The organism is Hymenobacter sp. BT491 (assembly GCF_014349165.1).
Classification (GTDB): domain Bacteria; phylum Bacteroidota; class Bacteroidia; order Cytophagales; family Hymenobacteraceae; genus Hymenobacter; species Hymenobacter jejuensis.
Genome location: NZ_JACSJJ010000004.1, coordinates 710,197 through 723,023, shown reverse-complemented (window position 1 = coordinate 723,023; position 12,827 = coordinate 710,197). Strand labels below are relative to the sequence as shown.

The following is a 12,827-nucleotide window of genomic DNA, read 5'->3' as shown; positions in this document are numbered from 1 at the left end:
GCCCGGGCCCTGGGCGGCCAGCTGGCCCTGTGCACCGCCCCCGGCCGCGGCACCACCCTCACCCTGACCATCCCCGTCAAGTAAAATCAGAAACCTTCTATTCATAAGCAATTGATTGGCAATTACTTATGAATAGAAGGTTTCTGTATACTCAAGCTTCTACTTAAAGGCTTGAGTTGGCAAAGCCGCGGACTATTTGGCTTTGCGGATATAAATATTGCCGTTCAGGGTTTTCATCATCACCTCGGCGCCGCCGCCGTTGAGCTTGCCGAAGGTCCATTCATCCACGCTCACGCGCTGCATGTTGCCTTGGCTGGTGCGGTTTACTTTGGGGGTGGTTTTGTCGACGGCCAGGTCGAAGTCACTGTAAATTTCGCCTTGGTCCGACTTCAGCTTCACGTTCGTTTTCACGTTGCTCGGAAACGTCACGTCGATGCGGCCGTTGACGCTGGAAAACGCCATGGGCGCGTTCGGCGTCACCGATTTGAAGGTGGCCGTGACAGGCCCATTGACCGTATTGGCCACGGCCGAGCCGCCCACTTGCGTAAGCTGAATGCCGCCATTTACGTTGCTGACTTCCAATTCGCCGGTCACGTTTTCCACCACGATGTCGCCGCTCTGCACTGTGCCAATTTGCAGCGAAAACTGTTGTGGCACCTTGATGGTGAGGTCGATAGGCGTGCGCCACGATTCGGTGGAGATGGTCACGCGGTTGTTTTCTTCGCGGGCCGTGAGGTCCAGGCCCTCGGCCCGCGAAATCCGTTTCATGCCCTGCGAGCTGGCCCCGTCCGAGGAGTTGCTGGCCCGGGCTTTGGAAGCGCGCGGCGCGGCGTCGATGAGGACCTCCTTGCCGGCATAGCCAATCACATGGATGCCGCCGCCGACCAGTTTCACGTGCAGGGTGCCGGGCTTGTTGGGGGCGCTGAGCGCCACTACCAGTTGCTCCTTCCCGGGAGTTTGGGCTTGGAGCGGTTGGGCCGTTCCGAGCGCGAGCAATAGGAGGCCGGCGCAAGCGGCCGGGCGAGTAAGGGTCGACAAAAAAGTGGTTTTCATTACGGTTGTTGTTTGACGGTCACGTCGCCGTTGAGGGTTTCAAAGCGCAAGTTGGTGCCGCCTTTGCCCAGCCGGACCGCCGTGTCTTTGGTGAGTTTGTATTTGGTGCCGGCGCCCTCCTGCTGCTTGTTCTGGGTAACCTGCGCCGGCAGGATTTCCGCTTTGGGAAAGTCGGTAAAGAGCTCACCGTGAAAGCTTTTGAAGTGCAAATCAGCGGAGAGATCTTTGGGACACACCACCGTAATCTGGCCGTTGATGGTGTTGTAGGAAGAATTGCCCGCGGGGCTGCTCAGGTAAGAAGCATCCACGTTGCCGTTGACGGTGCGGGCCGTGGTAGCGCCCTTGGCGTTTTTGATGGCAATGGCGCCGTTGACGTTGTAGGCTTGCAGCGCGCCCGTCACGTCCTGAATCACCACTTTGCCGTTGTTGACGGTGGAGACGTGCACCTTCATTTGGGCGGGCACTTTCACCGTAAAGTCAAAGGTGTATTCGTACTCGATGCGGCGGTTGTCCCAGTCGTTGTTGCGGCGGCCGCGGTTGGGGCGCGAGTCGTGCGGGCCTTGGTTATACACCACGACCGTATCGTTGCGCTGCTCGAAGCCGACTTGCGCTTCCTTCTTGCCTTGCTCCAGCGTAGCGGCGTCTTTGGCCGTGATGGTCTTGGTCACTTCCACCACTACTTTATTGCCCGAATAGCCTTGCACGGTCACGTTGCCGAAGATGTTGTATAGCACCAAGGTGCTGTGGCCAGCATCAGACGTCAACGCGAACTCTTTGGTAATCTGCTCTTTATAAACGGGTACCTGAGCCCAGGCCTGGCAGCTAGGCAACCACAAAAGCAATAGAATCAGGCAGAGGCTGGTGACGGGTTTCATCGTAGGGTTTGGGGGAGGAATGACCGGAGGGCCGGCCGTTGGACAAAAACTCAATGCTGTGTTCAATTTTGTTTTTCACCGCTTCGTTTAGGTTGTCCTGCTGAAGCAGCTGGCGCAGCGGCTTTACCGAGCGGCGCACTTGCAGCTGCACCATCACGTCGGCCATGGCCGACTGCACCAGCGGCGATTCCTGCTTAGGAAGCGAGCGTACCAAGCCCTGCCGCACGGCTGGGTCGGTGCCCATCCCCGCCAGTGCCTCCAGAGTGGCGAGGCGCACGTTCACGTTGGGGTCGTTGTTGAGCGTGCTTAGCAAGGCTTCTACCACGCGGTCGTTGTTGGCCTGCGGAATGTCTTTGGTGTAGCTCACGGCCCGCAGCCGCTCGGTGGCCGAGGGATTTTCGAGTAGCGAGAGCATCAGGGCCTGCCGCATTTCGGCGACCTGCGACGAAAGCGCGGCCACTTGCTGCTGGTCGGCGGGGGCCGATGTACTGCGGCCAGTTAGGCTTATTCCGTACCCTACGGCCAAGCCTAGCGCTACCAATACTACGCTATACGCTAACCGCAGACCCAGAGCAGCACCCTGTAACTCTTTGAACCACTGAATGATACCACTCCATACGCCTTGTTGCTTAGCCTGCTCGGCAGCTTGGTATTCGGCCAAAGCTGCGTAGAAGCGGGGCCGCAGGTGTTCGCTGGACTCGGGCACGGATACCTTGCCCAAAGTCTGCCAAAGCTGCCGGGTGGCGGCCAACTCCTGCTGGCACGCCGGACACTGGGCCAGGTGCATTTCTACCGCCGACCGTTCGGCCGCAGGCAGCTCATCGCTGAGCAGGTCCAGTAATCGATCTTTTGCGCCTTCACAGTCCATGTACTTTGTTTCCGTTTTCCATTTTTAAAAAAATCTCCTTCAGTTGGCTAAGCGCCCGGTGCACGCGCACCTTTATGGCTCCTTCCGTGGTCTGGAGTACTTGTGCAATCTGTTCGTACTTCAACTCCTGAAAGCGGCTCAGCACCAGCACCTCGCGGCTTTCGGCACTCAGCTTGTTCAGGGCCCGATGGAGTTGGGCTACCTCCTGCGCCTTCTGCAAGTCTTCGTCGGCAGCAACGCCGCCCCCGATTTTCTCCGACCAGTCTGCCACGTCGTAGTGGTGCGCCGAAGCCTTATTTTTCTTCGCCGCATCGGCCAGCACGTTGCGGGCCACGTGGTACATCCAGGTCCGAAATTCGCCCTCACCGGTGAAGGTGTGGCGGTACTTGAGCAGGCGCAGAAACACGTTCTGCACCAAGTCTTCGCAGGTCGCCGGATGGCCTTGCAGGCGATAGAAAAACCCGTAGAGCGGCCGGTGGTACCGTTCGAACAGCAGACCCATCTTGTCTACCTGACCAGCCTTTACCTGGAGCATGAGCGCATTGTCCGTCAGGGAGTTCAAGCAGCTAGAGTGAGGTTGGATGGTGATTGTGAGCGTGGAAACTGCGCGAGTTGGGCGAGGTTACAGCCGGCCCGAAATATTTTTTCGCTCGCGCTCTGAATACGTGCGGAGCAGCCAGCGAATAAGGCGCACCCCGCCGCCAAATGGCCCCTAATTCCGCCAGGGGCGAGAAAACAGGGAGACAAGCTCGCTTCGTCTCTTAACTTCGCCTTGATTACCCTAATATCCTAACCAGCCTACTACCTACGCTATGCGCCTCTCCCGATGCTTTGCTGCGCTGTTGCTGCTGGCCGCTACGCTGCCGGCCACTGCACAGTCACGGAAAGAATACCTGCTGCAAACCGACTGGAAATTCACGAAAGGCGACGTACCGGAAGCTGCGCGCCCCGACTTCAAAGACGCCAAATGGCAGACCGTGCGGATTCCGCACGACTGGGCCATTTACGGGCCTTTCAGCGGCAACAATGATTTGCAGGAAGTAAAAATCGAGCAGAACAACGAGCAGAAAGCCACCCTCAAGGCGGGTCGCACCGGCGGCTTGCCGTTTGTCGGGACGGGCTGGTACCGGCGGCGGTTGGTGGTGCCGCAGTTTGGGCCGGGCAAGCGCGCCGTGCTGCTCTTCGACGGGGCCATGAGCAACGCCCGCGTGTATGTCAACGGCAAGGAAGCCGCGTTCTGGCCCTATGGCTACAACTCGTTTTCAGTGGACGTAACGCCTTTCCTGCAAGCCAACGGGGAAAATACCTTGGCCGTGCGGCTGCAAAACTTTCCGGAGTCGTCGCGCTGGTATCCGGGCGCGGGGCTTTACCGCAACGTCCACCTCATCGTCACCGACGACGTGCACATCCCGGTGTGGGGCACTTACCTCACCACCCCCGAGATCACGCCGGAACTGGCCAAGGTCAAGCTCCGGACCAAAGTCGAGACGGCCGGTGGGGCTTTTCAGCCGCTACGCCTGCAAACCGAAATCCGCGACGCGGCGGGCCAGGTCGTGAGTACTTCTACCGCTACTTTAGAAGCAACTGACAATCAAGAATTTACTCAAAACCTGATTGTAAAAGCACCGCGCTTGTGGTCGCCGGAAAGCCCGACGCTCTATACCGCCGTTTCCAAGCTCTACGCCGGCGACGTCCTGAAAGACGAGTACAGCACGCGGTTTGGCATTCGCTCTTTCACGTTTGAAGCCGACAAAGGCTTCTCGCTCAACGGCAAGGTTCGCAAGTTCAAGGGCGTGTGCAACCACCACGACTTGGGGCCATTGGGCACGGCCGTTAACACAGCGGCTCTGCGTCGGCAGCTGACGTTGCTCAAAGAGATGGGCTGCGACGCAATCCGGACTTCGCACAACATGCCCACACCCGAGTTGGTGAGCCTCTGCGATGAAATGGGCTTTATGCTGATGGTGGAGGCCTTCGACGAATGGAAATCGCCGAAAGTGAAGAACGGCTACAGCCAGTATTTCGACGAATGGTCGGAAAAAGACATCGTCAATATGGTGCGTCGCGACCGCAACAATCCTTCCGTGATCATGTGGAGCATCGGCAACGAGGTACCTGACCAGAGTACGCCCGGTGGCAACAAGATTGCCAAGCGCCTCCAGGACATCTGCCACCGCGAAGACCCTACCCGCCCCGTCGCATCGGGCATGGACCGCTTCGACGCCGACATCCAGAACAACTTTGCCTCGATACTCGACATTCCGGGGTTCAACTACAAGCCTCACCGCTATGCGGAAGCCTACGGCAGGCTGCCGCAGGGCTTTTTGCTGGGCTCCGAAACCGCCTCTACGGTCAGTTCGCGCGGCGTGTACAAGTTTCCGGTGGTAATGGCCAAAGACCAGAAGTACCCCGACAACCAGTCGTCGTCTTATGATCTGGAAGTGTGCAACTGGTCGCAGACGCCCGACGAAGAGTTTGCGAAGCAGGACGACCTGCCTTACGTGATCGGCGAGTTTGTCTGGACGGGTTTTGACTACCTCGGCGAGCCCACGCCCTACGACGAAAAGTGGCCTTCGCACAGCTCCATGTTCGGTATTCTGGACTTGGCGGGCATCCCGAAAGACCGCTTTTACCTCTACCGCGCCCGCTGGAACCCATCGCAGCCCACCTTGCATTTGCTGCCGCACTGGACTTGGCCCGGCCGTGAAGGCCAGACGACGCCCGTGTTCTGCTACACCAATTACCCGTCGGCGGAGCTGTTTGTGAACGGCAAGAGCCAAGGCCGCCAGACCAAAAGCAACGCCAGCAACCAGTCGCGCTACCGTCTGATGTGGAACGACGTGAAGTACGAGCCGGGCAGCATCAAGGTCGTGGCCTACGATCAGCAAGGCAAAGCCGTTGCGGAAGAAGAAGTAAAAACCGCCGGCAAACCCCACCACATCGCACTGACCGCTGATCGCACCCACCTCGCCGCCGACGGCAACGACTTAGCCTTCGTAACGGCCCGCGTTGAAGACGCCCAAGGTAACCTTTGCCCTGAGGCCACCAATGAACTCCATTTCGCCGTGAGCGGACAGGGCCGGTTCCGCGCTGTCGGCAACGGTGACCCTACCAGCCTAGAGATGTTTCACTTGCCTCAGATGAAGGCGTTTAGCGGCAAGTTGGTAGCCATCGTGCAAGCTTCCGACAAGGCGGGCACCATACAATTGAAAGCCACAGGTAAAGGCTTAAAGGGTGCAACGGCACAGCTACGAACGACCGCGACACAATAAAGTGGTTGCACCACTAAAGGCAAAACAAAAAGGCCGGTTTCCATAATGGAAACCGGCCTTTTTTTAGGTAGCGGGGACAGGAATACAACCTGCATTTTTAGAACGGCCTTACATTGATGCAAATATAGCTTCCAATAGCCAAGGAACGGCTTTTTGTAATTTTGCAGTCGGTCTGTGTATGGGACAAATACGATACGAATCGGCTTTTTTGTCCTAGATACTGTCCTACGTAGGACAAACCCTGCTATCTTTAAAACGGCAACTACAATCCGTTTTAACGTGGCAAAAATCTCATTTCTGCTATCGGCCCCGGCCGCCGATAAGCCTACCCCTATCTTCGCGTTTCTGAGCTTCGCTGGCAAGCGGGTGAAAGTCTACGCCGGCCGTTCCATTCACCCCCGCCAATGGGACAAAGGTGAACAAAAAGCCCTGACACGGGGCTACCCCCGAAACGGGCCAATCAATGACTGGCTGGAACTGCTGTCCAAACGGCTGGCAACATGCTATGATGCACACGCCGCCGCCGGCACCGTGCCCACGGCTGCGGAGTTGCGGGCGCTGGCTGAATTTGAAATACCCGACGAACCGGAACAAGTTTTATCCGCCCCCGGCGGGCTGTTCTGGACACGGTATGAGGAATGGGTAAACTACACCCGTGCCGCCGGCACTGTGCGCACGGCGCAAGCCCACGCCACCGCCGGCCGGCACCTACGGGAGTTCAGCGAAGCTCAGGGCTATGCCATTGATTTTGACACCCTTACTACCACCGTAGGCGACCGTTGGGCCGCGTATCTGCTGAACGTAGTTGGCCTGACGGATAACACCATCAACAAACACTTAGGCCGCCTCAAATCCTTTATGAAGTGGGCGGCAAAACGAGGCTACACCGAAAACACAGCCCTCGACCGGGTAAGCTGGGCGCGGCGGGAACCCGATGTCATGGCCCTGAGCGCCGCCGAACTAACGGCCCTTGAAGCCCTGCCTTTGCCCGTAGGCAGCCGCCTTGACAAAGCCCGCGCTTGGTTTCTGCTGGCCTGCTACACGGGGCTTCGATACTCCGACCTAGTGAGCATCCGGCCGCAACACGTACGGCCAGCTACAGCTACGCTTCCGGCTCACTTGCGCCTGACGGCCAAGAAAACGCGCGCCGTCGTGAATGTGCCTCTCAGCGCTGCCGCCCTAAGTATCGTGAACCGGCTGCTGGCCGGCGAACTGGCCAGCGTGAAAAACCAACCTATCACGAACCCCGTGCTGAACCGCTTCCTGAAAGAACTAGGGAAGATCGCTGGCATTGATGCGCCCGTAGAAGTGATTCGCTACCGGGGCGGAATTGCCGACGTAGCCACAGCCCCGAAGTACGAGCGACTGACGGTACACACAGCCCGCCGCACGTTTGTTACCCTGAACTTAGGCAAGGGTATGAGCGCCGAGTTTGTAATGAAATTAACCGGCCACACATCCTATAAATCCTTTCAGCGATACGTGAACCTGACGCCCCAGCGGGTAGCGGAAGAATTTGCTCGATTTCACGAAATGCCGGAGCAACCGAAGTAATATTGGCTTTATTTATCCAGAGCTGGCAAGCTGATGAGTCGTTTAAAAACCTATGAAGAAAGGCGCAATGCTGCTGTAAGCATTGTTTTGCAAATACTGTGTTCAAACTTATTTTATACTAACCTCAAGGATGATAAAGCTATTCACAAGCTCATTAGCTTAAAACTTACAGAGGCCGGAGGCAGATCTTCCCCTGAGGGAAAACGCTTGCAACAACTAATAGAAAAGACGGAAAAAGAGATAGGGAAGTCTACACCTTATCATACATACTTTTCTGAAGGGTTCTTAGAATCGCTAAGCAGCATTAGTACCCCGGATGTAGCATTGCACCTTGAGAAATCATGCCGGTATTTCCCGTTTTGGGACGATATAGACTTACAGTATTGCATTGACACTATATTAGATGATATAGACAACCCTCTCTGGAGACGCCCGCCTCTTGAAAAGGCATTAAGCTGGATGAAGGGAAAACTTGAAACATCTAACCGCTCATTTATATCTGTTACTTCACAGCCCACCTCGCTAAACAAATCCAGCGCAAAAACTCCGCAGGCTGACATACTCAGGTACTTCCCAGCAGTGGCTGCCATTGTTGGCAACGCCCCTACCGATGATAGCGCACTGACAGACCTGGCGCTATGGCTAGGGCATTGGTATGTTAGGAATGAAAAGTTTGCCCATGCCCCACGCTATACGCTACTAGGAAAAATGCAGGATCAGTACCATGCTGCATCTGACACTAGCAAATTCCTCAAAGCCTGTCAGCGGCTACATGAAGCCCTTACACTATGCCTAACAACAGAGTCAGAAGCTCGGAAGCTGTTAGGCAACTGGTTTAGCCCCGAGAGCTGGCAGGCCATACGCACCGCCATGAAGTGGTGGACAGGTTGGATAAAGGAACAGCGGCAGATTAAGCAGCCGATGCGTACCCCAGCCGACACCTACCTAGAAGCACTAAAGCGGATACCACTGGCCGTTGAATGGGTAAACAATTCACCACGGTATGTAGTGTACCCGGCCCGGCTGGATTCGACAAGTTTTAATGCCGATGTGCGCGCTTTGAGGGAGGGGTTTGAGAATACTATACCAACCCTCTCTGTTGCACATACAAAGCACTTATGGAGCCAGTTTGGCAAGCTATTAGAAATTGATATTGAAGGCTTTAAACGCCGCCGTGAATGGTTTGAACGGCAGGACTATGGTTTGGATTTTTTACCGGAGGATTATCCGGCGTTGCGTTTTGAAGTAGCAGATAACCCTGATGGACTGCAAGCAGGGCAATGGGTTGGGCCGAGCTTCTGGACTGATATAATTGTGTTGCTGCAATTCAAGCAAACTGCTGCCCAGTCAGCATTTGAGATGCTCAACGCCATTTTGCCCATAAAGGATGTTCAGCCTGTGCCAAGGCCCCCTAAGTTTAGCCCTGCCCTTGATATTTCGGCGCCTATAGATCCTGAAGAAGAATGGTCGCACTTACTACACAAAAACGTAGTTTTTACACTTGTTCAACTTGATAAGCTGCTAGCAAGCGCGGGCCTGCTCAAAGATAGCATTAGCCGCACCCCCATGGATGAACTGAAAGGTTCAGTATGGGTTGGTGTAATAGAAGCCTTGAAGGAGCGTCGATACCTAGAACGCGGGAGTAACAATGCTGTATTATACCGGGTGCTTGCTGATCGCTACGGAAGCGACATTATAAAATACAGCACAATAACCCGCCCTTATAACAAAGAAAACAAGAATTCCGCACCCTACTATAGCCGTATTTTAGCTTTGCTGCCTGCCCCGTAGTTTCTGCAATTCTGCAAATTTTCTGCAATCTGCAAATCTGCTGTTTGCAGCCTTCCCTGCGCTGTCTCTTTGTGCTACTTGACCGGTTCACACCCCCGGCAGGTAGTGCAAATGCCAACATTGATAACGGCGGGAATCGACTACCCGCAATTTTTTGATGATTTACGCGCCGTTATCCGGCACGAACTCCAAGCCTATACCCCGGCAGGCCCCGCCAGCCAGCCCACGTCCCCACCTGATGAGCTGCTGAGTATCCGCGAAGCAGCCGAGATGTTGGGCGTAACGGTGCAAACTGTCCATCAGCACAAACGCTTGGGCCGGCTTCGATATCATAAGCTTGGCAGCCGTAGCTATTTGAAGCGGTCTGAAGTGTTAGCCGCCCTTACTCCCCAGCAGCGCACAGTAAAAGCAGGAAAGGGGGCCGCCCGTGCTTAAGCTGCCCAACCAAAACCTAGTAACCGGCCGGGCACTGCTAATCACCCGCCGGGGGCTGTCCGTCTTTCTGGACACCCTTCCAAGCCTTGACTTTTCCGAAAAAGGCCGGAGCAACGTAGCCCGCCGCTTCGGCTTATCGGATGACGAATTATCCGCTGTGCTGGCGGCTTATCGGAAAGGCCGCAACCGATGAGCGCCGACGTACTGCCCACCCCCGCCCGCCCCTTCGGAGCCGACACGCTGGCCTGTGCCCTTACGCTGACTGGCAAGGCTACGCCCACCCCGTCGGCGCTGGCCGAAGCGCTGGCTGAGCTATACCCCAACAGTACCGGCCCTACCGTGTCTGACCTGCTGGCCGCCGGCTGGCTCGTGCCCACCATTGACGGGCGCGGCCTACGCCAGCCACCCCTTACCCCAGCCGAACAAGATGCCCGTCTGGCCGCCAACCCACCGGACAAAACAGGACACATTAACGCGCCCGCGTTGGCCGATAGCAGGCGCAAAGCAGGCGTAGAACCGGAGAAATCTGAGGCTCTACAAAAGACTGATAACAGAAATAAAGCAGTAATAGAACCCGAATTTTCCGAGAGCCTAGCAACGGGCGAAAGCAGGGAAATTGCAGGGAAAACCGCGCCGCTATTCAGCTACTACCGGGGCGGCATTGCGGCCACAGTACCCTACGCGTCCATTACCCCGGCTCAGCTATTTACCGTGCTGACTTCGCCCCGGCACCGCGCCCAAACCGAAGCCTTACGCGCGGCCCCCGTGGGCAGCCCTGAGCGGGCCGAACTAAAAAAGCGGCTCGACTACGTAACGCCCGCCGGCACTTTCACCCGCCGTGCCAACGATGCGCTGGCCGCACCGTCGGGGCTGCTCGTGCTGGACTTTGACCACCTGCCCAACGTGGGCACGGCCCGCGCCGCCCTGCTGGCCGATGAGCTGCTGGCTCCGGAGCTAGTGCTGCTGTTCACCAGCCCCAGCGGCGACGGGTTAAAAGCCGTGGTGCGCACCGACCCCACGGCCGCCCACCTCGACAACTTCCGCGCCTACGCAGCTTACTTGGCTGCCCACTATGCCCCGTTGGGGTTGCGCGCCGATGAAGCCGGCAAAGACCTGGCCCGCGCCTGCTTTGTGCCCTACGCCCCCGATGCCTGGCTGGCCCCGGCGTACGCGGCCTGACCCCTACAGAACCATACAAAACCGTACTTTTTTCCAGCTGGCAACGCAATGGATATTCACAAGCTACGGGCTGCTACTCCGCCCACCAACCCGACAAAACCCGATACATCAACGCGAGGGCCTCAGGGTTTCGCCCCCAGTACGCGCGCGTACGCGCCCGCGCGTACTTCTCCGGTAAGGTCAGGTCCGAACGCGGCGGACTGGTGCTTTGCCCAACATACAAAGCGCCACGGCCTACCCCCCGCGCCTGGTGAAGGGCACAACATTTGGCTGGCTGCTCTCACGAAATTCTGTAACGAAAGTGGAGCCGAACAGAACGACGTGCTGGCCTTGGCCCTGAGTACGGCCCCGGCCGGCCACGATGAAGCCAAGATTACGGCCACCGTTGCGGGCATCTACCGCCGCGACAGCGCCGCCCACGGCAGCCGGCCCTACACCGCCCCCGAACCGACGGGGAATAAAACCTATTTTCCGGCCTCTTTCAGACAAAAGGAAAACCCACCGCCGCCCACCTTTGCGGCGGCGGTGTACGATGCGCTGCCCAACTTCCTGCAACGTGCTTGTTATCCTTTTGAAGGGCACGAAAAAGCCGTGATGCTGCTGGGCACGCTGGCCGTATTATCGGGCTGCTTTCCGGCCGTGGGCGGCACTTACAACAAGCGCCGGTTTGGCCTGAATCTGTTTACGTTTATCATTGCCCCGGCGGCCAGTGGCAAGGGCACCTTGGCTTGGGCGCGGCGGCTGGCTTGGCCGCATCACAAGGCCCTGACCGATGCCAGCCGCGCCGCCCGCCTCGACTACGAGGCCGAACTGGCCGCCTACAAAACCGCCGGCAAAGCCAAAGCCAGTCTTACCCCGCCCCCGGCCGCCCCGCCGCCCTACAAGCTGCTCTATCTGCCTGGCAACACCACGGCCGCCGCTCTGCAAACGGCGCTGGCTGAAAACGACGGGCGCGGCATCATGTGCGAAACCGAAGCCGACACCCTGACCGGGGCGCTGGGGGCGGACTTCGGCAATTTCAGCGACGTGCTGCGCAAAGCGTTTCAGCATGAGCCCATTTCGCTGCTGCGCAAAACGGATCGACAACACCTCGACCTAGCCCGCCCTGCCCTGAGCATTGCTCTGACCGGTACCCCTGGCCAGCTCCCGCGCCTGATGCCTTCTGCCGAAGATGGCTTGGTAAGCCGGTTCCTATTTTATGTCTTTGAGCAAACGCCCACCTGGCAGGACGTAAGCCCCAGTGCCGGCCCGCCGCTTGACCCCTATTTTGACAGGCTGGCCGAGGAGCTAACCCGCATGATAGCCGCCGTACCTGAAGCCGATGAGGCTGGCACCTACCCCGTAGAAATAACGCTGGCTGCCCCCGACTGGCAACGCCTGAACACCGCTGGCGCAGCTGGCCTCGATGAAGCGCTGGCTCTTGCTGGCGGTGCGGGCGGTAGTTCGGCCTACCGCCTGGGGCTTGTAGCTTGGCGAATAGCCGGGCTGCTGACGCTGCTCCGCTGCTTTGAAAACGGGCAGGCTCCCACTGGCCGCCTCGAAGCCGACCCGGCCGACGTAGGTACCGCCCTGGCAATTATGGATACTGCCCGCGCACACGCGCTGGCCGTGCTGGCCATGCTGCCCACGCCCGGCGGCACTCCTAGCCGCTACGCTGCCAAAGCCGAGCAGGAAACACGGGCCCAAGAGCTACACGCGCAAGGGCTGGGCGTTCGGGAAATTGCCCGGCAGGTGGGCGTACACTTTACCACCGTAGCACGCTGGTTGCGCTCTGAAGATGGGTAGCCGTGTAGCGCGTAG

General features: G+C 57.8%; 10 protein-coding genes. 6 read left to right on the top strand and 4 right to left on the bottom strand.

Annotated features, from left to right (window positions below; genetic code table 11):
- Positions 1 to 192: 192 nt before the first annotated feature.
- The 4 genes from H9I52_RS19845 to H9I52_RS19830 are packed head-to-tail and all read right to left on the bottom strand — an operon-like array spanning position 193 to position 3,358.
- Positions 193 to 1,053, bottom strand: coding sequence for a DUF4097 family beta strand repeat-containing protein (locus H9I52_RS19845; protein ID WP_187455276.1), 861 nt, complete (start codon positions 1,051 to 1,053; stop codon positions 193 to 195).
- On the bottom strand, positions 1,053 to 1,928 hold the full coding sequence (locus H9I52_RS19840; RefSeq protein ID WP_187455275.1) for a hypothetical protein: 876 nt from the start codon (positions 1,926 to 1,928) through the stop codon (positions 1,053 to 1,055). The genes H9I52_RS19845 and H9I52_RS19840 overlap by 1 nt, the downstream gene beginning before the upstream one ends.
- Positions 1,876 to 2,796, bottom strand: a complete 921-nt coding sequence (locus H9I52_RS19835) for a HEAT repeat domain-containing protein (RefSeq protein ID WP_187455274.1) — start codon at positions 2,794 to 2,796, stop codon at positions 1,876 to 1,878. Before H9I52_RS19835 ends, H9I52_RS19840 begins: the two co-directional genes overlap by 53 nt.
- A complete protein-coding gene (locus tag H9I52_RS19830) occupies positions 2,786 to 3,358 on the bottom strand; it encodes an RNA polymerase sigma factor (protein WP_316248059.1) in 573 nt (190 codons plus the stop codon). The genes H9I52_RS19835 and H9I52_RS19830 overlap by 11 nt, the downstream gene beginning before the upstream one ends.
- 250 nt (positions 3,359 to 3,608) lie before the next feature.
- On the opposite strand from H9I52_RS19830, the gene galB reads away from it, so the two are divergent.
- The 6 genes from galB (at position 3,609) to H9I52_RS19795 (ending at position 12,812) form a co-directional block, all read left to right on the top strand.
- Positions 3,609 to 6,068, top strand: coding sequence for a beta-galactosidase GalB (gene galB, locus H9I52_RS19825; RefSeq protein ID WP_187455273.1), 2,460 nt, complete (start codon positions 3,609 to 3,611; stop codon positions 6,066 to 6,068).
- Between the two features lie 279 nt (positions 6,069 to 6,347).
- Positions 6,348 to 7,622: a tyrosine-type recombinase/integrase gene (locus tag H9I52_RS19820; RefSeq protein ID WP_187455272.1), complete on the top strand. Its 1,275-nt coding sequence runs from the start codon at positions 6,348 to 6,350 to the stop codon at positions 7,620 to 7,622.
- 33 nt (positions 7,623 to 7,655) lie between these two features.
- Complete coding sequence (locus H9I52_RS19815) at positions 7,656 to 9,413, top strand: hypothetical protein (RefSeq protein ID WP_187455271.1); 1,758 nt, start codon at positions 7,656 to 7,658, stop codon at positions 9,411 to 9,413.
- Positions 9,414 to 9,524: 111 nt separating this feature from the next.
- Positions 9,525 to 9,848, top strand: a complete 324-nt coding sequence (locus H9I52_RS19810; RefSeq protein ID WP_187455270.1) for a helix-turn-helix domain-containing protein — start codon at positions 9,525 to 9,527, stop codon at positions 9,846 to 9,848.
- Between the two features lie 189 nt (positions 9,849 to 10,037).
- On the top strand, positions 10,038 to 11,027 hold the full coding sequence (locus H9I52_RS19800) for a BT4734/BF3469 family protein (RefSeq protein ID WP_187455268.1): 990 nt from the start codon (positions 10,038 to 10,040) through the stop codon (positions 11,025 to 11,027).
- A gap of 48 nt (positions 11,028 to 11,075) precedes the next feature.
- Entirely contained in the window at positions 11,076 to 12,812 is a 1,737-nt protein-coding gene (locus tag H9I52_RS19795; protein ID WP_187455267.1) for a DUF3987 domain-containing protein, read from the top strand.
- Positions 12,813 to 12,827 lie beyond the last annotated feature (15 nt).

Coding starts and splice junctions, on each gene's coding strand:
- H9I52_RS19800 (WP_187455268.1), top strand. CDS start 10,038: ATGAGCGCCGACGTACTGCCCACCCCCGCCCGCCCCTTCGGAGCCGAC.
- H9I52_RS19840 (WP_187455275.1), bottom strand. CDS start 1,928: ATGAAACCCGTCACCAGCCTCTGCCTGATTCTATTGCTTTTGTGGTTG.
- galB (WP_187455273.1), top strand. CDS start 3,609: ATGCGCCTCTCCCGATGCTTTGCTGCGCTGTTGCTGCTGGCCGCTACG.
- H9I52_RS19810 (WP_187455270.1), top strand. CDS start 9,525: ATGCCAACATTGATAACGGCGGGAATCGACTACCCGCAATTTTTTGAT.
- H9I52_RS19845 (WP_187455276.1), bottom strand. CDS start 1,053: ATGAAAACCACTTTTTTGTCGACCCTTACTCGCCCGGCCGCTTGCGCC.
- H9I52_RS19815 (WP_187455271.1), top strand. CDS start 7,656: ATGAGTCGTTTAAAAACCTATGAAGAAAGGCGCAATGCTGCTGTAAGC.
- H9I52_RS19795 (WP_187455267.1), top strand. CDS start 11,076: ATGGATATTCACAAGCTACGGGCTGCTACTCCGCCCACCAACCCGACA.
- H9I52_RS19835 (WP_187455274.1), bottom strand. CDS start 2,796: ATGGACTGTGAAGGCGCAAAAGATCGATTACTGGACCTGCTCAGCGAT.